The sequence below is a fragment of the Pseudomonas entomophila genome (assembly GCF_023277925.1).
GTDB classification, from domain to species: domain Bacteria; phylum Pseudomonadota; class Gammaproteobacteria; order Pseudomonadales; family Pseudomonadaceae; genus Aquipseudomonas; species Aquipseudomonas entomophila_D.
The window spans coordinates 3,177,743-3,200,985 of record NZ_CP063832.1 but is presented as its reverse complement, the minus strand read 5'-3'; the positions used below and the strand labels follow the sequence as shown (position 1 = coordinate 3,200,985).

General features: G+C 65.1%; 20 protein-coding genes. 8 read left to right on the top strand and 12 right to left on the bottom strand.

Going from position 1 to position 23,243, the window contains the following annotated elements; all coding sequences use genetic code 11:
• Positions 1–19 precede the first annotated feature (19 nt).
• The gene (locus IM733_RS14090) at positions 20–493 is read right to left on the bottom strand and encodes an OsmC family protein (protein WP_248917240.1); all 474 of its coding nucleotides are present in this window, start codon (positions 491–493) and stop codon (positions 20–22) included.
• Between the two features lie 293 nt (positions 494–786).
• Between IM733_RS14090 and IM733_RS14085 the strand changes: the two genes are divergently transcribed.
• Both IM733_RS14085 and tadA read left to right on the top strand, forming a co-directional pair.
• The gene (locus IM733_RS14085; RefSeq protein ID WP_248917239.1) at positions 787–2,169 is read left to right on the top strand and encodes a multicopper oxidase family protein; all 1,383 of its coding nucleotides are present in this window, start codon (positions 787–789) and stop codon (positions 2,167–2,169) included.
• On the top strand, positions 2,169–2,648 hold the full coding sequence (tadA, locus tag IM733_RS14080; RefSeq protein ID WP_044488432.1) for a tRNA adenosine(34) deaminase TadA: 480 nt from the start codon (positions 2,169–2,171) through the stop codon (positions 2,646–2,648). The genes IM733_RS14085 and tadA overlap by 1 nt, the downstream gene beginning before the upstream one ends.
• A 116-nt stretch (positions 2,649–2,764) precedes the next feature.
• Here tadA and mltF read toward each other — a convergent pair whose 3' ends face one another.
• Positions 2,765–4,222, bottom strand: coding sequence for a membrane-bound lytic murein transglycosylase MltF (mltF, locus tag IM733_RS14075; protein ID WP_248921176.1), 1,458 nt, complete (start codon positions 4,220–4,222; stop codon positions 2,765–2,767).
• Positions 4,223–4,487: 265 nt separating this feature from the next.
• Between mltF and purL the strand changes: the two genes are divergently transcribed.
• Positions 4,488–8,387, top strand: coding sequence for a phosphoribosylformylglycinamidine synthase (gene purL, locus IM733_RS14070; RefSeq protein ID WP_248917238.1), 3,900 nt, complete (start codon positions 4,488–4,490; stop codon positions 8,385–8,387).
• Positions 8,388–8,389: 2 nt separating this feature from the next.
• Entirely contained in the window at positions 8,390–8,701 is a 312-nt protein-coding gene (locus IM733_RS14065; RefSeq protein ID WP_248917237.1) for a Nif3-like dinuclear metal center hexameric protein, read from the top strand.
• Between the two features lie 80 nt (positions 8,702–8,781).
• Here the strand turns inward: IM733_RS14065 and IM733_RS14060 are convergent, their stop codons facing one another.
• The 6 genes from IM733_RS14060 to IM733_RS14035 all read right to left on the bottom strand — a co-directional run bounded on the left by IM733_RS14060 (position 8,782) and on the right by IM733_RS14035 (position 18,154).
• The gene (locus IM733_RS14060) at positions 8,782–10,860 is read right to left on the bottom strand and encodes a Het-C domain-containing protein (protein WP_248917236.1); all 2,079 of its coding nucleotides are present in this window, start codon (positions 10,858–10,860) and stop codon (positions 8,782–8,784) included.
• Positions 10,861–11,067: 207 nt separating this feature from the next.
• Complete coding sequence (nagE, locus tag IM733_RS14055; RefSeq protein ID WP_248917235.1) at positions 11,068–12,732, bottom strand: N-acetylglucosamine-specific PTS transporter subunit IIBC; 1,665 nt, start codon at positions 12,730–12,732, stop codon at positions 11,068–11,070.
• A gap of 12 nt (positions 12,733–12,744) precedes the next feature.
• Positions 12,745–15,285, bottom strand: coding sequence for a phosphoenolpyruvate--protein phosphotransferase (gene ptsP / locus IM733_RS14050; RefSeq protein ID WP_248917234.1), 2,541 nt, complete (start codon positions 15,283–15,285; stop codon positions 12,745–12,747).
• Between the two features lie 18 nt (positions 15,286–15,303).
• Positions 15,304–16,326, bottom strand: coding sequence for an SIS domain-containing protein (locus tag IM733_RS14045; RefSeq protein WP_248917233.1), 1,023 nt, complete (start codon positions 16,324–16,326; stop codon positions 15,304–15,306).
• Complete coding sequence (gene nagA, locus IM733_RS14040) at positions 16,323–17,411, bottom strand: N-acetylglucosamine-6-phosphate deacetylase (RefSeq protein ID WP_248917232.1); 1,089 nt, start codon at positions 17,409–17,411, stop codon at positions 16,323–16,325. The genes IM733_RS14045 and nagA overlap by 4 nt, the downstream gene beginning before the upstream one ends.
• 11 nt (positions 17,412–17,422) lie before the next feature.
• Positions 17,423–18,154, bottom strand: coding sequence for a GntR family transcriptional regulator (locus tag IM733_RS14035; protein ID WP_248917231.1), 732 nt, complete (start codon positions 18,152–18,154; stop codon positions 17,423–17,425).
• A gap of 472 nt (positions 18,155–18,626) precedes the next feature.
• Here IM733_RS14035 and IM733_RS14030 point away from each other — a divergent pair, with 472 nt between their 5' ends.
• The gene (locus tag IM733_RS14030; protein ID WP_248917230.1) at positions 18,627–18,866 is read left to right on the top strand and encodes a hypothetical protein; all 240 of its coding nucleotides are present in this window, start codon (positions 18,627–18,629) and stop codon (positions 18,864–18,866) included.
• A gap of 32 nt (positions 18,867–18,898) precedes the next feature.
• Positions 18,899–19,096 (top strand): DUF3077 domain-containing protein, encoded by a 198-nt coding sequence (locus IM733_RS14025; protein ID WP_432760429.1) that lies wholly within the window; start codon positions 18,899–18,901, stop codon positions 19,094–19,096.
• Between the two features lie 101 nt (positions 19,097–19,197).
• On the opposite strand, the gene tatA is transcribed toward IM733_RS14025, so the two are convergent.
• On the bottom strand, positions 19,198–19,410 hold the full coding sequence (tatA, locus tag IM733_RS14020) for a twin-arginine translocase TatA/TatE family subunit (protein WP_248917228.1): 213 nt from the start codon (positions 19,408–19,410) through the stop codon (positions 19,198–19,200).
• 148 nt (positions 19,411–19,558) lie between these two features.
• Here tatA and gspK point away from each other — a divergent pair, with 148 nt between their 5' ends.
• Positions 19,559–20,527 (top strand): type II secretion system minor pseudopilin GspK, encoded by a 969-nt coding sequence (gene gspK, locus IM733_RS14015; protein WP_248917227.1) that lies wholly within the window; start codon positions 19,559–19,561, stop codon positions 20,525–20,527.
• Between the two features lie 192 nt (positions 20,528–20,719).
• Positions 20,720–20,923 (top strand): hypothetical protein, encoded by a 204-nt coding sequence (locus IM733_RS14010; protein ID WP_011535430.1) that lies wholly within the window; start codon positions 20,720–20,722, stop codon positions 20,921–20,923.
• Between the two features lie 69 nt (positions 20,924–20,992).
• Here IM733_RS14010 and cmoB read toward each other — a convergent pair whose 3' ends face one another.
• From cmoB to IM733_RS13995, 3 genes are all read right to left on the bottom strand, one after another.
• On the bottom strand, positions 20,993–21,949 hold the full coding sequence (gene cmoB / locus IM733_RS14005) for a tRNA 5-methoxyuridine(34)/uridine 5-oxyacetic acid(34) synthase CmoB (RefSeq protein WP_248917226.1): 957 nt from the start codon (positions 21,947–21,949) through the stop codon (positions 20,993–20,995).
• The gene (cmoA, locus tag IM733_RS14000) at positions 21,946–22,689 is read right to left on the bottom strand and encodes a carboxy-S-adenosyl-L-methionine synthase CmoA (RefSeq protein WP_248917225.1); all 744 of its coding nucleotides are present in this window, start codon (positions 22,687–22,689) and stop codon (positions 21,946–21,948) included. Before cmoA ends, cmoB begins: the two co-directional genes overlap by 4 nt.
• Positions 22,690–22,778: 89 nt before the next feature.
• Positions 22,779–23,171 (bottom strand): protease inhibitor I42 family protein, encoded by a 393-nt coding sequence (locus IM733_RS13995; protein WP_248917224.1) that lies wholly within the window; start codon positions 23,169–23,171, stop codon positions 22,779–22,781.
• Positions 23,172–23,243: the final 72 nt, after the last annotated feature.

Sequence of the window (23,243 nt, the reverse complement as noted above, 5' to 3'; positions counted from 1 at the left end):
TTGTCGTATCCAGGAGGGCTCAGGCCTCGCGCTGGATCAGCGCCTCGCAGCGGACCGGGAAGTTCACCGAATTGGCGATGAAGCATTCGTGGTGGGCATCGTCATGCAGGCGCAGGGCCAGTTGCGTATCCGAATCCGAGCTTACGACGACCTGCGGGCGCAGCAGGACATCGGTGAAGCGCCCCTTGTGCTCGGCATTTCCCTCGATCATGCGCCCCTCGGGGTGGTCGACGTATTCCAGGACCTGCACGCCGTTCACCGCGCACAGGTGCAGGTACCAGAGCTTGTGGCAGGCCGACAGGGAGGCCAGCAGCATGTCTTCGGGGTTCCAGCGGACAGGATCGCCCCGAAACGCCGGGTCGGCCGAGCCGGAAAGTGTCGGCTTGCCCGGTGCCTGGACATCGAAGTTGCGTTGGTAGGTGGTGTAGCTGGAAGTGCCGGAACCGGTATTTCCGGTCCAGTTCACGGTGACGGCGTACTTATGTTCCTTCATGTATCCCCCGTTCGATTGTCTGGGCTGACGTGAACTTGCCAGCATTCGGACTTTCCCTGTTCCATGGGCGAACTGCAATACCGCTTGAAGCCGAGACCGCGTTCTTGGGCACCGGCGTTGCCGGTGTTCGCCGGCAAGCCGGCTCCTACAGGTGTGTCGCAACGACGCGTCAGTGATGACAATCCTGCGACAAGACTTCACTTAATATTTCGCAAATGCAGGTGTATCGTATTCGCCCTTCATCGCCGGCCCAGCCGGCAGGCTGATCGCGCAGAAACGAGGTACCCGCACCGATGTCCTTTTCCCGTCGACAAATGCTCAAGGGCCTGACCGGCCTCGTGGTGGTAGGCCTGGGCGCCGGAGGCGCGGCACGCTACTGGTTGGGCAAGGTCGAGGACGACAACGCCGGGCACGACTATGAACTGATCGCCGCGCCCCTGGATGTCGAGCTGGTGCCGGGCTTCAAGACCGAGGCCTGGGCCTTCGGCCCGTCGGCGCCGGGCACCGAGTTGCGGGTGCGCCAGGGCACCTGGCTGCGGGTGCGCTTCATCAACCACCTGCCGGTGGAAACCACCATTCACTGGCATGGCATCCGCCTGCCGCTGGAAATGGACGGCGTGCCCTATGTCTCGCAGTTGCCGGTCAAGCCGGGCGAATACTTCGACTACAAGTTCAAGGTGCCGGACGCCGGTAGCTACTGGTATCACCCGCATGTCAGCAGCTCCGAGGAGCTGGGCCGCGGCCTGGTCGGCCCGCTGATCGTCGAGGAGCGCGAGCCGACCGGCTTCAAGCATGAACGCACCTTGAGCCTGAAGAACTGGCATGTGGACGAGCAGGGCGCCTGGATGCCTTTCAGCGTGCCCCGCGAGGCGGCGCGCAACGGCACGGCCGGGCGGTTGATCACCATCAACGGCCAGGCCGACGCGGTCACCGAACTGCCGGCGGGGCAGGTGGTGCGGGTGCGTCTGCTGAACCTGGACAACACCTGGACCTACCGGCTCAACCTCAAGGGCAACTGCGAGGCGATGATCTACGCCCTCGACGGCAACCCAGTCACGCCGCGGCCGCTGGACGACGAGTACTGGCTCGGCCCAGGCATGCGCATCTGCCTGGCCATTCGTATCCCTCAGGCGGGCGAAGAAATCTCCCTGCGCGACGGTTTCGTGCGCCTGGGCACCCTGCGTTCTGTGGCCAGCAGCGAGGCACCGGGCGACTGGCCGAAGGCCTTGCCGGCCAACCCGGTCGCCGAACCGGACCTTGAGAACGCCGAGAAGCTCAACTTCAATTTCGAATGGGTCGGCAAGGTTTCGGTGAACACCGAAAATGGCAAGCCGCCAAGCCTGTGGCAGATTAACGGCCAGGCCTGGGACATCACCGACAAGACCTGCGCCGACCGGCCGATCGCCACGCTGCAGAAGGGCAAGAGCTATATCTTCGAACTGAAGAACATGACCCAGTACCAGCACCCTATCCACCTGCATGGCATGAGTTTCAAGGTGATCGCCTCGAACCGGCGCAAGATCGTCGAGCCCTGGTTCACCGACACCTACCTGCTGGGCAAGAACGAGCGGGCGCAAGTTGCACTGGTGGCGGATAACCCAGGCACCTGGATGTTCCACTGCCATGTCATCGACCACATGGAAACCGGCCTGATGGCCGCGATCGCGGTGGTCTGATGCGCCCGCAGATCATCGATCGCAGCCGCGACCAGGAATTCATGCGTCTGGCCCTCGAGCTGGCGGCGCAAGGCGCGGCCCTGGGCGAGGTGCCGGTGGGGGCGGTGCTGGTGCAGCATGGTCAGGTGATCGGCCAGGGCTTCAACCGGCCGATCATCGACAGCGACCCCAGCGCGCACGCCGAAATGGTGGCGATTCGCGCCGCGGCTAAATCCGCCAGCAACTACAGGCTGCCAGGCAGCACGCTTTATGTGACGCTGGAGCCGTGCAGCATGTGCGCGGGGCTGATCGTCCATTCGCGGGTGGCGCGGGTGGTGTACGGGGCCCTGGAGCCCAAGGCGGGGATCGTGCAGAGCCAGGGGCAGTTCTTCAGCCAGGGGTTTCTCAACCATCGGGTGATGTTCGAGGGTGGGGTACTGGCCCAGGAGTGCGGGGCGATCCTGAGCGAGTTCTTCAAGGCGCGGCGGGCGAAGGGGTAGCCAGGACACAGAGTCCTCTGTAGGAGCGGCTTCAGCCGCGATGCAGGCAACGCGGTGTCTGGCACCCGCCTCGCGGGTGATCGCGGCTGAAGCCGCTCCACAAGGTGTTGGGGCGGTTACATCTGCGGTGACTGCTCTGCCGGCTTGTCCTTGTTGACGCCCGGCACATGCAAGTTGCCCTCGGCCACCTGGCCCTCGAGCTGCGGCTGCGTCACCCAGGTGAGGATGTCGTAGTAGCGGCGGATGTTGGCCACGAAGTGCACCGGCTCGCCACCACGGGCGTAGCCGTACTTCGTTTTGCTGTACCACTGCTTCTGCGACAGCCGTGGCAGCATTTTCTTTACGTCCAGCCACTTGTTCGGGTTCAGGCCTTCGCGCTTGGCTAGGGTGCGGGCGTCTTCCAGGTGGCCGCTGCCGACGTTGTAGGCGGCCAGGGCGAACCAGGTGCGGTCCGGCTCCTTGATGCTGTCGTCGAGCTGGTCCTTGACCACCATGAAGTACTTGGCGCCGCCCTGGATGCTCTGCTTGGGGTCGAGCCGGTTGGACACACCCATGGCTTGCGCGGTGCGTTGAGTCAGCATCATCAGGCCGCGCACGCCGGTCTTGGAGGTGACCTCCGGCTGCCACATCGATTCCTGGTAGCCGATGGCGGCCAGCAGGCGCCAGTCGACCTGTTCTACCTTCGAAGTGGCCTTGAAGTGTTTCTCGTACTTGGGCAGGCGCTGCTGAAGGTGTTGGGCGAAGGTATAGGCGCCGACGTAGCCAAGCACGTCGACATGCCCGTAGTAGCGGTCCTTCAGGCGCTGCAGGGTGCCGTTCTTCTGCGACTTGTCGAGAAATTCGTTGATCTCGTTGAGCAGGCTGTTGTCGTCGCCGGCCGCCACTGCCCAGCGCTGGTCGCGGGTGTCACCGAGGTCGAAGGCCACGCGCACGTTGGGGAAGTAGACCTGGTTCATTGCCAGCTCGTTGGAGTCGACCAGGGTCAAGTCGATCTGGCCCTCGTCGACCATGCGCAGCAGGTCGACCACTTCGACGGCGTCGGATTCTTCGTATTGCAGCCCGGGGTACTGTTTTTTCAGTTCGGCGAGCTGATCGGCGTGGCTGCTGCCCTTGAGCACCATGATCTTCTTGCCTGCCAGCCCCTTTGCGTCGGTGGGGCGGGAGCGGCCGTTGCGGTAGATAACCTGTGGCGTGACTTCCAGGTACGGGTGGGAGAACCTGGCTTGAGCGGCGCGTCGCTCGCTGCTGACCAAACCTGCGGCCGCCAGCACCGGGCCGGAGGGCTTGCCCAGCTGGTCGAACAGTTCGTCGAGGTTGTCGGCGGTCTCGATCTGCAACTTCACGCCCAGGTCGTCGGCGAAGCGTTTGACCAGTTCGTATTCGAAACCGGTTTCGCCGTTGCGGTCCTGGAAGTAGGTGGCCGGGCTGTTGCGGGTTATCACGCGCAGCACGCCATCCTCCTTGACGCGCTCGAGGGTGCTGGGTTTTTCAACGCAGGCACCGAGCATCAGGAAGAGTCCGGTTGCGAAGAGCCATCTGGCGCAACGCTGGCGAAAAGCAGAGTGGGCGAACATAAGGTGCAGTATACGCAAACGGCCGGTTGCACCATATCTCGACAATATGTGGGTTGTCTGGTAGCGCGGCGATGTGCTCTGGTGGCCGCTGTTCGCCGGCAAGCCGGCTTCTGCAGGGTATCGAGGCGCGGGGGAGGGGATTTTTTGACCTGGAAGTCCGGTTCCACCGCCCGGCAGCATTGGGCTAGAGCGGGTGCCGAAAGCCTGAGAATTAGGCTAGAATGCACGGCCTCTAAGCACACCCCTTTCTGAGGCTGTCCCGACGATGTTGATCCTGCGCGGCGCTCCTGCCCTTTCTGCCTTTCGCCACGGTAAATTACTCGAGCAACTGAGCCAGAAAGTCCCCGCTGTTACTGGTTTGTATGCCGAATTTGCCCACTTCGCCGATGTTGACGGCGAGCTGACCGCCGACCAGCAGCAGGTGCTGGGCCGTCTGCTCAAGTACGGGCCGAGCGTGCCGGTGCAGGAGCCGACCGGCCGCCTGTTCCTGGTGGTGCCGCGCCTGGGCACCATCTCGCCCTGGGCGAGCAAGGCCAGCGACATCGCCCACAACTGCGGCTTGCAGTCGATCCAGCGCCTGGAGCGCGGCATTGCCTACTACGTCGCCGGCAGCCTCAGTGAAACCGACGCTCAAGCCATCGCCGCCGAACTGCATGACCGCATGACCCAGCGCGTGCTGGCCCAGCTGGAGCAGGCGTCCGACCTGTTCAGCCACGCCCAGCCCAAGCCGATGACCTCGGTCGACATCCTGGCCGGTGGCCGCGATGCGCTGGCCCAGGCCAACATCGAGCTGGGCCTGGCCCTGGCCGAAGACGAAATCGACTACCTGGTCAATGCGTTCCAGGGGCTCAAGCGCAACCCGAACGACATCGAACTGATGATGTTCGCCCAGGCCAACTCCGAGCACTGCCGCCACAAGATCTTCAACGCCAGCTGGGACATTGACGGCCAGGCGCAGGAGAAGAGCCTGTTCGGCATGATCAAGAACACCTACCAGATGCACAGCGAAGGCGTGCTGTCCGCTTACAAGGACAACGCCTCGGTCATCGTCGGTAGCGTTGCCGGACGCTTCTTCCCGAACCCTGAGACCCGCCAGTACGGCGCGGTGCAGGAGCCGGTGCACATCCTGATGAAGGTCGAGACGCACAACCACCCGACCGCCATCGCCCCGTTCTCCGGCGCCTCCACCGGCTCCGGCGGCGAGATCCGCGACGAAGGTGCCACCGGCCGTGGCGCCAAGCCCAAGGCCGGCCTCACAGGCTTCACCGTCTCGAACCTGCGCATCCCAGGCTTCGAGCAGCCATGGGAGCAGCCTTACGGCAAACCCGAGCGCATCGTCGACGCCCTCGACATCATGATCGAAGGCCCGCTGGGCGGCGCTGCGTTCAACAACGAATTCGGTCGCCCGGCCCTGACCGGCTACTTCCGTACCTTCGAGCAGGGCATCAACACCCCGCATGGCGAAGAAGTGCGCGGTTACCACAAGCCGATCATGCTCGCCGGCGGCATGGGCAACATCCGTGAAGACCACGTGCAGAAGGGCGAGATCACCGTCGGCGCCAAGCTGATCGTGCTTGGCGGCCCAGCGATGCTGATCGGCCTGGGCGGCGGCGCCGCTTCGTCGGTCGCCACCGGCGCCAGCTCCGCTGACCTGGACTTCGCCTCGGTACAGCGCGAAAACCCGGAAATGGAACGCCGTTGCCAAGAGGTCATCGACCGCTGCTGGCAACTGGGCGACCAGAACCCGATCGCCTTCATTCACGACGTGGGCGCCGGTGGTATCTCCAACGCCTTCCCCGAGCTGGTCAACGACGGCGGCCGCGGTGGCCGCTTCGAACTGCGCAACGTGCCTAACGACGAGCCGGGCATGGCCCCGCACGAGATCTGGAGCAACGAATCGCAGGAGCGCTATGTGCTGGCGGTCAGCGCCGAGGACTTCGAGCGCTTCCAGGCCATCTGCGAGCGTGAGCGCTGCCCGTTCGCGGTCGTGGGCGAGGCCACCGAAGAGAAGCACCTCACCGTCACCGACAGCCACTTCGACAACACGCCGGTGGACATGCCGCTGGACGTGCTGCTGGGCAAGCCGCCGCGCATGCACCGCTCGGTTACCCGCGAAGCGGAACTGGGCGATGAGTTCGACCCGAGCACGCTGGACCTGAACGACTCGGTCGAGCGCGTCCTGCGTCACCCGGCCGTGGCCAGCAAGAGCTTCCTGATCACCATCGGCGACCGCACCATCACCGGCCTGGTGGCCCGCGACCAGATGGTCGGCCCGTGGCAGGTGCCGGTAGCCGACTGCGCCGTCACCGCCACCAGCTTCGACGTCTACACCGGCGAAGCCATGGCCATGGGCGAGCGCACGCCGCTGGCCCTGCTCGACGCGCCAGCCTCCGGGCGCATGGCGATCGGCGAAACCCTGACCAACCTGGCCGCCTCGCGCATCGAGAAGCTGTCCGACATCAAGCTGTCGGCCAACTGGATGTCCGCCGCCGGTCACCCGGGTGAAGACGCCCGCCTGTACGACACCGTCAAGGCCGTCGGCATGGAGCTGTGCCCGGAGCTGGGCATCACCATCCCGGTCGGTAAAGACTCGATGTCGATGAAAACCCAGTGGAGCGAAGCGGGCGAACAGAAGAGCGTCACCTCGCCAATGTCGCTGATCATCACCGGCTTTGCCCCGGTCACCGACATCCGCAAGACCCTGACCCCGCAACTGCGCATGGACAAGGGCGAAACCGACCTGATCCTGATCGACCTGGGCCGCGGCCAGAACCGCATGGGCGCCTCGATTCTTGCCCAGACCCACGGCAAGCTCGCCAAAGAGGCGCCGGACGTCGACGACGCCGAAGACCTCAAGGCCTTCTTCGCTGTGATCCAGGGCCTGAACGCCGACGGCCACCTGCTGGCCTACCATGACCGTTCCGACGGCGGCCTGATGACCACCGTGCTGGAAATGGCCTTTGCCGGCCACTGCGGCCTGGACCTGGAACTGAACACCCTGACCGGAAAGCGCGAAAAGATTGCCGCCATCCTCTTCAACGAAGAGCTGGGCGCGGTGATCCAGGTGCGTCAGGACGCTACGCCGGACGTACTGGCGCAGTTCAGCGCCGCGGGCCTGGGCGAGGATTGCGTCGCGGTGATCGGCCAGCCGATCAACAACGGTGAAGTCCTGGTCAAGTTCGAAGGCGAAGCGCTGTTCAAGGGCGAGCGTCGCCTGCTGCAGCGCCAGTGGGCCGAGACCAGCTACCAGGTCCAGCGGCTGCGCGACAACGCCGACTGCGCCGATCAGGAATTCGATGCGCTGTTGGAAGAAGACAACCCAGGCCTGTCGGTCAAGCTCGGCTACGACGTCAACGACGACATCGCCGCGCCGTACATCAAGAAGGGTGTGCGCCCGCAAGTGGCGATCCTGCGTGAGCAGGGCGTCAACGGCCAGGTCGAGATGGCCGCCGCCTTCGACCGCGCCGGCTTTGCCGCCGTTGACGTGCACATGAGCGATATTCTGTCTGGCCGTGTCGACTTCGAAGCCTTCAAAGGCCTGGTGGCCTGCGGTGGCTTCTCCTACGGCGACGTGCTGGGCGCCGGCGAAGGCTGGGCCAAGTCGGCGTTGTTCAACGCCCGTGCCCGCGACACCTTCCAGGCCTTCTTCGAGCGTACCGACAGCTTCGCCCTGGGCGTGTGCAACGGTTGCCAGATGATGTCCAACCTGCATGAGCTGATCCCCGGCACCGAGTTCTGGCCGCACTTCGTGCGCAACCGCTCGGAGCAGTTCGAGGCGCGCGTGGCCATGGTCGAGGTGCAGAAGTCCAACTCGATCTTCCTGCAGGGCATGGCCGGTTCGCGCATGCCGATCGCCATTGCCCACGGCGAAGGCCATGCCGAGTTCGCCAGCGAGGAGGCACTGCTGGAAGCCGACCTGTCCGGTTGCGTGGCCCTGCGCTACGTCGACAACCACGGCAAGGTCACCGAACAGTATCCAGCCAACCCGAATGGCTCGCCGCGTGGTATCACCGGCCTGACCAGCCGCGACGGCCGCGTGACTATCATGATGCCGCACCCGGAGCGTATGTTCCGGGCCGTGCAGAACTCCTGGCGCCCGGATGAGTGGCAGGAAGACGCGGCCCTGATGCGCATGTTCCGCAACGCGCGAGTCTGGGTGAACTGAGGGTGTACAAGCTCGCCTTCTTCGTCCCCGACAGCCATGTCGAGGTGGTCAAGGCCGCTGTGTTCGCCGCGGGCGGCGGGCGCATCGGCGACTATGACCACTGCGCCTGGCAGACGCTCGGCCAGGGTCAGTTCCGCCCGTTGGATGGCAGCCAGCCATACCTCGGGCAGACCGGTCAGGTCGAGGTGATCGAGGAGTGGAAGGTGGAGCTGGTGGTGGCGGATGACCTGGTCGGTCAGGTCGTCGCCGCGCTCAAGCAGAGCCATCCTTATGAAACGCCGGCCTATGAGGTTTGGCGTTTGCTGGATGTCTAGGCGACTGTCCAGCAGCAACGCATACACGAAGGGTGGGCCATGGCCCACCCTTCGTGCATCTGGCGCAGATACCGGGATCGCTAGAACGGATAGTCGACGCGGAAACTCTCGCTCAGAGGGATGGCTGGAGCGGCGTTTTCATCCTTGAGGCGCGCGAGCCATTTGTTGCCCTCGGCAACGTAGTGATCCCTGATGTCATGGAAAAAGCTGGTACGGGTGGCTTGCTTGATTTTCGAGGCGCTGCCTTCCAGTGCCGCCCAAGCCTGGACCAAGTCGTCCTGCCATTCGGTGTGATTGGGATGACGAATGAACTCCTCGGCCAGCTTTGCCAGCTCGGCCACTTTCTCATCGCTCATCTCGCCTGGTTCCATATGCCAGAGTCGATGCATTTTCTCGCCAACTTGTCCGACGGCATATTTGGCGCACCAGACGGCCAGTTCATGCAATGGATGCGTGTCATGGTCCTTGGCCAATTGGGAGTGGGTCGGCTCGGCATTGGGGTCGATGTTCGGGTCGGTCTCGAAGGCGGTTTGCAGGTCTTTGATGCTGTCTCCCAGCTTTATCAGAAACAGCTGGTAGACCTTGTCGCTGTATTGCGTGACCAGCTTGCGGGGCAGGGCAGTCGCCCAGTTGTAGAGGCGGACGAATCGTAGGAACGGATTGCCGGCAATCCGGTCACGTCTCGCGAGGAAGCGTTCCATTGCGTTGTACCAGTCCTGGTTGGCTTGCTCCTTCAACAGGATCAGCAGCATCTTTTCACTATCACTGCGGTAGCCTGGCTTGAGTGGCTCAAAAATCGGGCGCTTGGCCGGAAACAGAACCCTGGCGATAGGTTCGGCCACACTGGCGATGATATCGAGCCCGCTGAACATGCCCGTGACAATCGGAAAGACGTGTTCGCCTTCAGCACTTTCGATTGCGCAAGTCCACGCAAGGACATCCTCGAAGCCATTCTTTCGCAGACTCAACTCGACAAAATTGGAATGGGCAAAGTAATCCTCGAGCACATGCAGGGCTTCACCAAAGTAGCGCATTCCTTCTGCGGTTTTACCGGCGGCTGCGGCCCTGAACAACTTGTGCCGCATGTACATGATTGACTGGTCGATGTACTGCTTGCGCAGTGTCGTGGGGTTTGCCTTGGTTTCCTCGTCGCCGGGCAGCACAGGCGATACGAAGTCCTCGTCGATCTCGAAAGGGTCGATCGGGTTTTCTTCGAAGGTGACGGGGTTGTCGATGTGTTCCATCGACCGATAGACACCGAGCATTTGCGTGGTGACCCGATAGGCGTCACGGTCTTCGGGGGTTTGTTGCAGGCTACTGAACTCACGGGTGGCCAACAGGCCGACCACCTCGGTCAATGCCTGCCTGGAGATTTTTTTAGGGAATTGCGCAGGTTCGCCGGCGGGCAACACGATCTTGGGGTCGATCAACTGCGCATGATCGCGTAACCAATTGCCAAAATAGATAGCCTTGCGTTCCTTTGCGCTGAAGCCGACCGATGCTAGCGCTTGTTCGATCGATTCGTGGCCATCGGAACCCTGACCGTGGCCGCTGCCTGCAGCGAAGCGTGGCTCGATGAAGAACGGCTCGCCGCCGTCTTCGAATTCAGGCGCGTGGCTCACGTCCAGCACCAGATCGACGTCATGCTCGGCATCGGTGTAATGGGCGAAGACCGTTCCGGTTTGTACCGAGTCGTCGAACAGCCCCATCATGGCGAGGTACTTCTGGCCGATTTCTTCCGGTGGATTGAGTTCTGGCTTGGGGGCGTCGCCGGTTTCCAGCGCGTCGATGGCGACCTGGAAACGGTCACCCAGGTACTGACCGAAGGCACAGAGCAGTGCCATCAGCAGTTCAGGCGAAGTCTGCGGGTCCAGCAATGCGCCTTCGATTGCTGCGCGGGATACACGAGCCACTTGCGCTTGTGCATCGAATGCAACCAGCTCTTCGCTATCGATCACCTCATGGTCAAGTTCTACCAAGTCGCCGTCGAGCAAGGCATTGCGCAGTTGCACGAAGATCGTCGGCGGAATTCCAAAGCCGAAGATCGGCATGAACATCAGCAGGAATTCCAGCTCGGTGGTGTTGTTCGCGACATTGCGCAGTTGATCCTGCGCAAAGGTGGTTCGCAGGGTCGGAGTTCCTACATTCAGATCGCTCATGTTGGCGGCCTCATCAGTGGTTGTGAGGGCCAGACTGGTGGAGCGAACGAGGTAGATAAATATGGAAACTGTCACCTACAGCGTGGTGAGCCTTATCTTTCTGCGTGTATCTGGTTTTCTGATTTTGACTTGCGGTGTTTTCCTACAGCGGATGGGCCGAGCAACAACCTTGGCCCATCTTCTGATGTTCGCGTTCAAGCGCCAGGGTCAACGTTGCAAGGCCTGCCCCAGCGCTGGCGCTCGTTCGCCCATCAGCAAGTGCCAGGCACCATTGGCCTGGGGGCTGATACCCTGGCAGCCGAGTGCCATCAATTGCCCTGCGTCCAGCCGCGTCTGGTCCTTGAGTTCTATCCGCACGCGGCTTCGCGCCACACAATCCACCTTCATCAGGTTGTCGCGCCCACCCAGGGCCTGTAACCAGTCGTCGATGGGCAATGCCACGGTGGTATTGATCGGTGGGCTGCCAGCGCTAGGGGGCACGACCAGGGCATGTGGCAGCTCACTGCGGATTTCGTCGGCCAGCGCATCCGCCATCGGTCCTACAACCACTTGCAGGCTGCCGCCACTGCCGGGGCGTACCACGGCCAGGGCACCGAGGGCTTTCAAGGTCGGGTCGCTGGCCAGATTGCGGTCGGCCAGCACCAGGCGCAAACGGGTGGTACAGGCATCGACCCCTTGCAAGTTGGCCGCGCCACCGAGGGCGTCGATGTAGCGTCGCCCTCGGGAGGACTCACCACTGTTCCCCGGCTCGGTGGTGGGTTGCTCCTCACGCCCCGGCGTTTTCAGGTCGAAGCGGCGGATGCAGAAATCGAACACGAAGTAGTAGATGAGCCCGTAGAGCAAACCGACCGGGAACACCAGCCAGCCATGGGTCGAGCGACCCCAGCCAAGTGCCATGTCGATGGCGCCACCGGAGAAAGTAAAGCCCAGGCGAATCCCCAGCAGGTCGCAGATCGCCATGGACAGCCCGGTCAGCAGCGCGTGAATCAGGTACAGCAGCGGCGCGAGGAACATGAAGGCGAACTCGATCGGTTCGGTCACTCCGGTCAAGGCTGAAGTGAGCGCCATCGACAGCAGCACGCCACCGATCAGTTTGCGCCGTTCGGGCAGGGCGTGGCGGTACATGGCCAGGCAGGCGGCGGGCAGGCCGAAGATCATCATCGGGAACATGCCGGCCATGAACTGGCCGGCGTTGGGGTCGCCGGCAAAGTAGCGCGCCAGGTCGCCGGTCACCGCCGGGCCGGTCACGCCCTGGAAGCTGCCGAAGACGAACCACACCAGATTGTTGAGGATGTGGTGCAGGCCGGTGATGATCAGCAGCCGGTTGAGCACGCCGAAGAAGAACGCGCCGATGCTGCCGCTTTCCAGCATCAGTTGGCCGAGGCCGTTGATGCCGTTCTGGATCGGCGGCCAGATCAGCCCGAACAGCAGCCCCAGGGCCACCGCCGACAGGCCGGTGGCGATCGGCACGAAGCGCCGGCCACCGAAGAACGCCAGGTAATCCGGCAGCTGGATATCCTTGAAACGGTTGTACAGCCCACCACCGACCAGGCCGCAGAGGATACCGGCGAGCATGCCCATGTCGATCTTCGGGTCGATCACTTTCAGTGTCGCCACCAGCACCAGGTAGCCGATGGCGCCGGCCAGGCCGGCGGTGCCGTTGTTGTCGCGGGCGAAGCCCACGGCGATACCGACGGCGAAGATCAGCGCCAGGTTGGCGAAGATCGCCTGGCCGGCGTCGTGCACCAGGGCGATGTCGAGTAGATCGGTGTCGCCCAGGCGCAGCAGCAGGCCGGCGATGGGCAGGATGGCGATGGGCAGCATCAAGGCGCGGCCGAGCCGTTGCAGGCCCTGGATGAAGTGCTGGTACATGGTGCGCTCCAGTTATTGTTGTAGGGCCACGGGGGCCGTGTGTTGGGCATGGGGGTGGGCGCTGAAGTCGCGGCAGGCCTGGCGTACCGCACTGGCGCTGGACAGGGCCAGCAAGCCCTGGCTGAAGCGACGGCACTCGTTGGCGTCGAGCTGGCGGACGAGGGCCTTGATTTCGCCGATCTGCGGCGCGCTGACCGACAGCTCGGTCACGCCCAGGCCCACCAGCACGGGCGTGGCCAGCGGGTCGGAGGCCAGTGCGCCACATACACCCACCCAGCGCCCCTGTTTGGCCGCACCCTGGCAGGTCAGGTCGATCAGGCGCAGCAGCGCCGGGTGCAGGGCGTCGACACGGGCTGCCAGGCCTGCGTGGTCACGGTCCATGGCCAGGGTGTACTGCGACAGGTCGTTGGTGCCGATGGAGAAGAAGTCGGCGTGCTCGGCCAAGCGCTCGGCCAGCAGGGCGGCTGCCGGTACTTCGATCATCACCCCCAGCTCGGCGCGCTCGGTCACGCCCATTTCGAGGGCGAGCCGGTCGAGGCGCTGGCGGATGGCGATCAGTTCGTCGACCTCGGTGACCATGGGCAGCATGATCCGGCATCGGCGTTGCGGGCTCACCTGAAGCAGGGCGCGCAGCTGCTCGTCGAGCAACTCAGGGCGCACCTGGCCGAGGCGGATGCCGCGCAGCCCGAGCACCGGGTTGTTTTCGACCGGCAGTGGCAGGTAGTCGAGCTGCTTGTCGCCGCCTACATCGATGGTGCGGATGATCACCGGGCGTTCGGCCATGGCATCGAGCACGGCTTGATAAGCGCTGTGCTGTTCAGTCTGGTCGGGGGCGGTGTGGCGGTCGACGAAGAGGAATTCGCTGCGCAGCAGGCCGATACCGTCGGCGCCCAGGGCCAGGGCCTGGGCCGCTTCGTCGGCGCTGGCGACGTTGGCGGCGACTTCTATCAGGCGGCCGTCACGGGTGCGCGCGCTGTCGTGGGCGGCGGCCTGCTGGCGCTGGCGTTGTTCGCGGCGCTGCTGGCAGTGCTGGCGCACTTCGGCCAGGCGTGAAGCATCGGCGCGGGTTTCCAGACGGCCGTTGTCGGCATCGAGTACCAGCGTGGCGCCGGGTGCCAGCTCCAGCAGCGTTTCGCCGAGCGCGACCAGGCACGGCAGGCCACGGGCGCGGGCCAGGATGGCGACGTGAGAGGTGGCGCCACCCGCGGCCATGCACAGGCCGGCGACATCGTGGCGGGCCAGCAGCAGCAGGTCCGATGGCGTGAGCTCATGGGCGACGACGATAGCCGAGGGCGGCAGGCGCAGCTCGCGGGTTTCCCCGAGCAGGGCACGCAACACGCGTTGTTGCAGGTCGTGCAGGTCGTTGGCGCGCTCGGCCAGCAGCGGGTTGCCGAGGCCGCGCAGGACCTGGCACTGGGCATCGATGGCGCGGCTCCAGGCGTGACTGGCGGCCACGCCGTCGTCGATGTGCTGGCGCGCGGCATCGAGCAGGGCCGGGTCGTCGAGCAGGGCCAGGTGCGCCTCGAGAATCGCGGCGGCGTCTTCCTGGCCACGGGGCAGGTGGCGCCAGTCGCGGTCGATGGCGCTGCGCACCTCGGCCAGCGCGTGCTTGAGGGCCTGGTGTTGTTCGTCGGGGGCATTGTTGCCGCTGTCGGCTGGCAGGCTGATGCCATCCAGGCGGGCCAGCGGGCCGAGGGCCAGGCCAGGCGAGGCCGTGACGCCTGCCAGCACGCCGGGCTCGGTACTGGCCGGTGCGTGGGCGATCATTGGCGCTGGCGCATGTCGTTCGCCGGCCGTGGGCGTGCGCAGCGCCTGGAGCACGGCCTGCAAGGCGGCGTCGGCATCCGGGCCCGTGCAGCGCACTTCGACCTCGTCGCCTTCACCGACCCCCAGCCCCATGACGGCGACCAAGCTGTCGAGGCCAGCGTGGCGGCCCTGGAAGTGCAGCTCCACGCGGCTGCGCAAGCGCTGGGCGGTCTGGCGCAGCAATGCGGCGGGGCGCGCATGCAGGCCGCCCTGGTGGGCCACCTTGGCACGGCCGCTGGCCTGTTCGTTGGCGGTTGCGGTATCGAGCACTGCCAGCTGGGGCTTGCCGCTAACCGCCAGCAGTGGCGCGCCCAGCTCGCTGGAGCGGGTGTCGAGCGCTTCCAGCGTGAAGTCCTGGCCGTTGCCGACCAGCATCACGGTGACCAGGCTGGTGCAGTGCTGGGCCACCAGGTCCAGGTCGAAGCGGATCAGCGGCTGGCCCTGTTCGACCCGGTCGCCGAGCACGATCAGGGGTTCGAAGCCACGGCCCAGCAGCTGCACGGTGTCCACGCCGATGTGCAGGAGGATCTCAGCGCCAGTGGCCGCGCGCAGGGTGAGGGCGTGACCCGTGCGCGCCAGGTGCACCACTTCGCCCGCGCAGGGCGCGTGCAGGCAATCGTTGATTGGGTCGATGGCGACGCCATCACCGAGGGTGCCACTGGCGAACACCGGGTCGGGAACCTGGTTCAGCAGGACCTGCGGGCCGGCAAGCGGGGCATGGAGGGTGACCTTGTTATTGTTGGACATGCGCGGTTCCTCGCGGCGTCATTGCGTACACGTCACTTTGCTCAGGTGGCGTGGCTGGTCGGGGTCCAGGCCACGGGCTTCGGCGAGCCCCGCAGCCATGATGTAGAAGCTCTGGATCGCCAGCAGCGGGTCGAGCGCGGGGTGTTCGGCGCAGCCCAGGGTCAGGTCGCGGTCGGCGATGTCGTTCGGCGCCGCCAGCAATACCTGCGCGCCGCGCCGGCGCATGTCGGCGGCCAGTTGCAGCAGCCCGGCCTGTTCAACACCCCGTGGGGCGAACACCAATAGCGGGTAGTGGGCGTCGATCAGGGCCATCGGCCCGTGGCGCACTTCGGCGCTGCTGAAGGCCTCGGCTTGGATCACCGAGGTTTCCTTGAACTTGAGCGCGGCTTCCTGGGCGATGGCAAAACCGGCCCCACGGCCGATCACCATCAGCCGCTCGCTGCCTTGCAGGCCGTCGATGGCCGCGCTCCAGTCCAGGTTCGCGGCCTCGCGCAGTTGCTCGGGCAGGGCTTGGCAGGCGTGCAGCAGGGGCTGGTCCTGGCCCCAGTGGGCAACCAGCTGTGCGCTGGCGCTGAGCGTGGCGACGAAGCTCTTGGTCGCGGCAACCGACAGTTCAGGCCCCGCGCCCAGCGGCAGGTGGTGCTGGCAGGCGAGCTCCAGCGGCGAGCCTTCGGCGTTGACCAGCGCTACCGTGGTTGCCCCGTGCTGGCCCAGGCGGCGCAGGCTCTCGACCAAGTCCGGGCTTTGCCCCGACTGGGAGAAGCCCAGTGCCACCTGGCCACGCACACGCAGCGGCGCCTGCTGCAAGGTGACCACCGACATCGGCAGCGAGGCCACCGGCAACCCCAGTTGCTGCATGGCGATGTAGGCGAAGTAGCTGGCGGCGTGGTCGGAGCTGCCCCTGGCCACGGTCAGCGCCACTTGCGGGTCGAGCCGGCGCAGCTGTTCGGCCAGCGTGGCCAGGCGCGGGGCCAGCGCGCCCAGCTGTCGCTCCACTACGTTGGCACAGGCGCGCGCCTCTTCGAGCATCCTTGAACTCATGTTTGTTCTCCTTCGATCATCACGGCGGTCAGGTTCAGTTGGCGGTCGAGCAGCACCGCGTCGGCCCAGGCGCCCGCTTGCAGGCGGCCACGCTCGGTGATGCCGAGGTAATCGGCGGGGAAGCGCGACAGGCGGTCGGAGGCTTCGGCCAGGGGCAGGCCGATCTTCACCAGGTTGCGCAGGGCTTGGTCCATGGTCAGGGTGCTGCCGGCCAGGGTGCCGTCGGGCAAGCGCACACCGCCCAGGCACTTGGTCACGGTGTGGCTGCCCAGGCGATATTCGCCGTCGGGCATGCCGGCCGCGGCGGTGGAGTCGGTCACGCAGTACAGGCACGGGATTGCACGCAGGGCCACTTTCATGGCGCCGGGGTGCACGTGCAGCAGGTCGGGAATCAGCTCGGCATAGCGGGCGTGGGCCAGGGCGGCGCCGACGATGCCTGGCTCGCGGTGGTGCAGCGGGCTCATGGCGTTGTACAGGTGGGTGAAGCTGGTGGCCCCGGCCTCCAGGGCAGCGACGCCTTCCTCGTAGCTGCCCAGGGTGTGGCCGAGCTGCAGGCGGATGCCACGTGCACTCAGCGCCTGGATCAGCGGCAGGTGGCCGGCGACTTCCGGTGCGATGGTGATGACCTTGATCGGCGCCAGCGCCAGGTATTGCTCGACCTCGTCGAGCAGGGCCTGGTGGGCGAAGTTCGGTTGCGCGCCGAGCTTGCCGGGGTTGATGTACGGCCCCTCGAGGTGCACACCCAGGATGCGCGCGCCTTGGCGGGGTTGCGTGAGGTGTTCGCCCAGTTCGGCCAGCACCCTCGCCAGTTCCTCGCGGGGCGCGGTCATGGTGGTGGCCAGCAGTGAGGTGGTGCCGAAACGCTGGTGAGTGCGGGCGATGGTGGCGAACGCCTCGCCGCCCTGCATGATGTCGCTGCCGCCACCGCCGTGCACGTGCAGGTCGATGAAACCGGGCAGCAGGTAGGGCAGGTCGTTGTCCCGCGGGTCGCACGGGGTGCCTTCGATGGCCTGGATGCGCCCGTCGCGCAGGTGCAGGTGGCCGCGCACCCAGCCGTCGGGGGTGAGGATATTGGCAATGTCCATGGGGGCTCCGGTCAGCGCCGCAGTTCGGCGACGAAGTCGTAGTAGTCGTTGCGGCAGTAGGTGTCGGTCAGCTCGATGGGGGTGTTGTCGTCGAGGTAGCCGATACGGGTCATCAGCAACATGGCGGTGCCGGGCGCGATGCCGACCTGGGCGGCCAGCTCGTCGCTGGCGTTGATCGCGCGGATGTGCTGCAGGGCCCGAACCACCGGGCGGCCGAGTTGGTCGAGGTGCTGGTAGAGCGAGTCGCCGATGGCCTGGGGGTCGCCCAGCAGGCGGGCGGGCAAGGTGCTGACCTCCACCGCCATGACGATGTCGTCGGCCTTGCGCAGGCGCTTGAGGCGCGCGACCTGGTCGGTGGGCGACAGGCTCAGGCGGATCAGTTCGTCGCTGCTTGGGCTGGCGATACTGCGTTCAAGCCACTGGGAGCTGGGCGCGAAGCCTTTCATGCGCAGCATTTCGCTGAAGCTCGACAGGCGCGACAGGGGTTGTTCCAGGCGCGGAGTGATGAAGGTGCCGGAGCCCTGGATGCGGCGGATCAGGCCTTGTTCGAGCAGTACTTCGAGGGCTTTGCGCGCGGTGACGCGGGAGATATCCAGGGTTTCGCTCAGGGTGCGCTCGGAGGGCAGGGCCTGGTCGGCGCTCCACTGGCCGGCGTGGATGGCCTGTTCGAGGTTGCGCGCCAGCTGCAGGTAAAGCGGGGTGGCGGCGCTGTCGTCGGGGCGCAGGGCGGTGAGAGGGCGCATGACGGAGGTGTCCGGTATTGTTGTGGGGTGAAAGTTAATACCACTTCAATACCAGGTCAATACCACTGGTCTGCTGGTGCCGGTCGGCAAAGAGGCGGCGCTCGATCTCATAGGCGCAGAATTTCTAACGGCGAACACCCCGCAGCCCCTCAAATCTCCTGTCGGACATTTCCGAACCTGAAACCAAATGCTTCAGCCGTGAACGCTTGGGAACTATCCTACGCACCTGTCGGAAGCTGCTGCGTTGCCGGGGAAATACCCCAGGGATAACTTCACCGGGTCGCCCAAATGGGTGATCGGGTGTGAGAACCCGACCTGCACTGCCAAGGCTTTCGCTTCATGGCAGCCCTGCGCGGGCAGACTTCGGTCTGGCCGGCTTCAGTGCACCGGTTTCTCACCCCGCGTATGGCTGCCACCTTTGTCCGTGAGAAAGATCGAGATGGTCGCTCCTGCCACGCACTGGAGTTTCATCATGAAGAAGATCGTCCCCGACCCACCCCGCATCGCCCCCTTCATCACCATCCGCCCCACCCTCACCCGCGAGGAAGCCATGGCCGCCGCCGTCGAGGTAGCTACCGCCATTTCCGACTTACTCGATGTCTATTTCAAGACCGAACCCAGCGACTACCGCGACCGCCTGTTCACCGCCAGCGACTACCTCGGGCAACTCGCCTGCGCCTTGCTCGAGCACAGGCCGGAGGTACACCCATGACCAGGGGCCATACCGCAGGCCGCACCACCTGCATGGACCTGTTCAAGGTCGAACCGGGCGTTTCCTTCCAGGACGCCTTCAGCGAGTTGTCGGTGCTGCTCGGCTGCATCCGCCACCTGACCTGCGAAGCGGAAATGGAGGGCGATCTGCTGGCCGGCAGTTCGGCGCGGATTTTGAGCGCCATGGCCAAGGCGTTGATCGATGACATGGAGTCAGGGGTTGAATCGTAGCCGTTGATTGCAACACCGACTTCTGTGGAGGCCGCTGTCGGGCCTTGCTGGTGATCGGGCTCGGCTATGCCGGGCATCGCCAGCAAGGCTGGCGCCTACAATCAGGCTTGGCGATCCGAGTGCTTGGCCTGTTGGTTGCTCAGCGGTGGTTGCTGCGCCGCAGGATTGCCCTCGGCTTCACCGCCCATGGACTTGCGAAAGCCCTGGATCGCCTCGCCCACATCGCTGCCCAACCCTTTGAGACGCTTGCTGCCGAACAGCAGGAAGGCGATCAACAGCACGATCACCAGTTGCCAGATTCCGATGCCACCCATGTAAGACCACTCCTGTCAGGTCAATGAAAAACGAAGGCGCAATCCTGCCTTTTGCAGATGACGCGCACGTGACTGTCGTGTTGCCGCCATCTGACTGAAACAACCTCAGTGTTCACTGGCCCCCTCGGGAACTCACAGGGAAGCAAGGATGGCAGCCAGGCGACAACGGGGCGCGGCATTGCTGATGGTGCTGGTGGTGCTGGCGATGCTCGCCGGGGGGCTGGCCTGGCTGGTGGAGGATGGCCGGCGCCAGGTCGATGAGGTGCGCCTGCTGCACCAGCGCGTGCAGGTGCGGGCCATGGAGCAGGCGGGGCTGGCCTATGCCTCGCAGGCCCTGCGCGATCCGGCCTGGCGCGCCAGCCCGTTGTTCTGGCAGGCGCTGCGTGGGCAGCCACTGGATTACGATTTTGGTGCCGGCAAGGCGCAGTTGCGGGTGATCGACCTGCATACCTGCTTCAACGTCAACGCGTTGCTGGGCGAGGATGGCGAGCGCGCCGAGCGCCAGTTGCGCCACCTGTTGGGGGACGACATGGCCGCCGAGCGGCTGGTTGACGGCCTGGTCGACTGGCTCGATAGTGACAGCAACGCCCGCCTGCAAGGGGCTGAAAGCGGCCAGTACCTGCGCCAGCAACCCCCACGGCTGGCAGCCAACCAACCCATGGTCGACAGCAGCGAGCTGAACCTGCTGCTGGAGCAAGATGCCAGCCGCAAGGCGCGCTACCCGATGCTCTGTGCGTTGCCGTTTACCACCGGCTGGCGGCTCAATGCCAATGCCCTGGGGCTTGAACACCTGCCCTTGCTGGACGCGCTATACGAGGGACGATTCTCGCGTTCGTTGCTCAGCCGCATCGTCACCGGCCGGCCTGCGGCGGGCTATGTGGACGCCGGCGCATTGCGCCAGGCGCTGGGTGCGGTGGATGACGAGACGTTCGCCCGGCTGAGCGAGGGCCTGCTGCTCAATAGCGGGCATTTCCTGTTGCAACTGGCGTTCGAGGAGCAAGGGCGCACCCTGCGCAGTCAGTTCCAGGTCGAGGCACTGGGTGTGGTGCAATGGCATGCGCGGGTGCCCGCGCAGCAGGTGCGGGTGCTTGGGCGCGAGCCTGTGGTTTCCCTGTAGGAGCGGCTTCAGCCGCGATGCAGGCGCCGCGTTGTCTGGCACCCGCGTCGCGGGTGATCGCGGCTGAAGCCGCTCCTACAGAGGCCATGTCAGGTCGCCGGCCTTTCAACACTGTAATGTCCGCCTCACCTTGGCGTTAGCTGCGCCTCGCTAGGATGGCCCTGTCGATACGGTTATCACGAGGCAAGCACGATGAACCTGACTAAATACCTGCTGCTGGCGACCCTCGCCCTGGGCAGCGCCAGCGTCTACGCCGAGGGTGGCGCGGAGCGCTCCAAGCAGTTCTGGGAGGCCTTCCGCCAGGACCAGCAACGCCTGTATGGCGACAAGCAAGAGGCGGTGGTGGAACGCGAGCGCAAGGCCGAAGAGAAGGCCCGCGAGCTGGCCAAGGATTGAGTAACACGCACCTGCGCCGCGTCAGCTCCTCGGCGCAGGTGCATTCGGGCGCCCTTATGGGCGCCTTTTTTATTTGTGCGCCAGCAACGTGGCGCGGCGTGGTGCCGGCAGGCCTTCGACGGTCTTGCCGTGGTCGTTCGGGTCGAGGAAGTCGCCCAGCGACTGGTAGCGCATCCACTCGGTGCTGCGCTGCTCCTCGACCGAGGTGACGCTGACATCGACGCAGCGCACATCACTGAAACCGGCACGGCGCAGCCAGCGCTCCAGCGCCGGTACCGAGGGCAGGAACCAGACGTTGCGCATCTGCGCGTAACGGTCTTCCGGCATCAGCACCTGGTTCTCGTCGCCCTCGATCACCAGGGTTTCCAGCACCAGTTCACCGCCCTTGACCAGGCAGTCTTTGAGCGCCAGCAAATGTTCGATGGGCGAGCGACGGTGGTAGAACACGCCCATCGAAAACACGGTGTCGAAGCCTTCGAGGTTGGCCGGCAGGTCTTCCAGGGCGAACGGCAGGTGCCAGGCCGGCAGCTCGGGCAGGTACTGCTGCACCGCCTGGAACTGGCAGAAGAACAGCCAGTTGGGGTCGACGCCGATGACCATGTCGGCCCCGGCGCCGAGCATGCGCCACTGGTAGTAGCCGTTGCCGCAACCCACGTCGAGCACGCGTTTGCCCTTGAGGTCGAGGTGCGGGCCGACCCGTGACCATTTCCAGTCCGAGCGCCATTCGGTGTCCACGTGCACGCCGAACAGGTCGAACGGCCCCTTGCGCCAGGGTGACAGCCCCATCAGTGCCTGGCGCATTTGCGCGCGGGTGGCGTCGTCGCAGTCGCAGTCCAGGCGCAAGCCGTCGACCAGGTCGACCTGGCTCGGGGTCAGCTGGGGCAGGGCCTCGAGGGCGCCGCGCCAACGATCGAGGTCGCCGTGGCCTTTCTCCAGCTTGGCTTGCAGTTGTGCCTGCAGGCCTTGGGACCAGGTGGCGAGGGGCGTGCCCGCCAGGCGGCGGACGAGGGGGGACAGATCGATCATGGCAGGGCTATCAGCGAGGCGAAGTTGAGGCATTGGAACCACGGCACGACCTTGCTGAAGCCGGCGGCGCGCAGGCGCTCTTTGTGGGTTTCCAGGGTATCGGGTTTCATCACGTTCTCGATGGCGCTGCGCTTCTGGGCGATTTCCAGTTCGCTGTAGCCATTGGCACGCTTGAAGTCCAGGTGCAGTTCGTTGAGCAGTTGCTGTTCCTGGTCGTCGGCGAAACGCAATTTCTCCGAGAGGATCAGCGCGCCGCCCGGCAGCAAGGCCTGGCGGATGCGGCCGAGCAGCGCCAGGCGTTGCTCGGGGGCGATGAACTGCAGGGTGAAGTTCATCGCCACCACCGAGGCGGGCTCGAAGGGCAGCGTGAGAATGTCGGCCTCCAGCACCTGCACCGGCAGCAATTCCTGGAACATCGAGTCCTGGGCGGTGAGGTACTGGCGGCAGCGCTCGACCATGGCCGCGGAGTTGTCCACCGCGATCACTCGGCAACCGTCGCTGCGCACATGGCGGCGCAGCGACTGGCTGACGGCGCCCAGCGAGGCGCCCAGGTCGTACAGCGCGGAGTGCGGCTGGGCGAAGCGCGCGGCCAGCACACCCAGGTTCTCGACGATGGTCGGGTAACCGGGCACCGAGCGCTTGATCATGTCCGGGAACACCTGCACCACGTCCTCGTTGAAGACGAAGTCGGGCACCTGCTCCAGGGGCTGGGCGAAAAGGCGGTCGGGTTCTTTGCTCACGGTGGGTCCAGGCGGCTTGCAATCCAGAGGGGCGGCATTCTAGCCAAACCGCGCCGAGCTTGCATGCCTGGCTGACCGGCGCCGCGACCTCACTTGACCTTGATGGCGCAATCGAAGGTCTGCACCGGTGGCACTTCCGGGGCCCAGGGTTGCTGGTAGACCAGGATCAGGTGCGCTTCGCCGGGTGCCTTGGCCTGGAAACGCCAGGTGGAAAGGCCACCGCTGCCGACGACACCCGACGCTTCAGAGGCGTTGTATATCTCAGGGCCAAGGCTGCGCAGGATTGCCGAGGCCGAGTTCTGCACCAGCCAGCGGTAACCGGTGGTGGGGTTGCTGGGCAGGGTCAGGGTCATGCTTTGGCCGACCTGCAGGCGCTGGGGGCATTCGCTTTCGGCGTCCAGTTCAACGGTGCGTTGCGGGTGCTGGGCGCAAGCGGTGAGCAGGGCGAGGCCCAGGGGAACGAGCAGACGAAGGGTGGTCATGGTGGCTCCTGAGGCTGAAGTTGCCTGAGGATAACCGAAGAGGGTGGGCGTTTGTGCGGGCCTGTTCGCCGG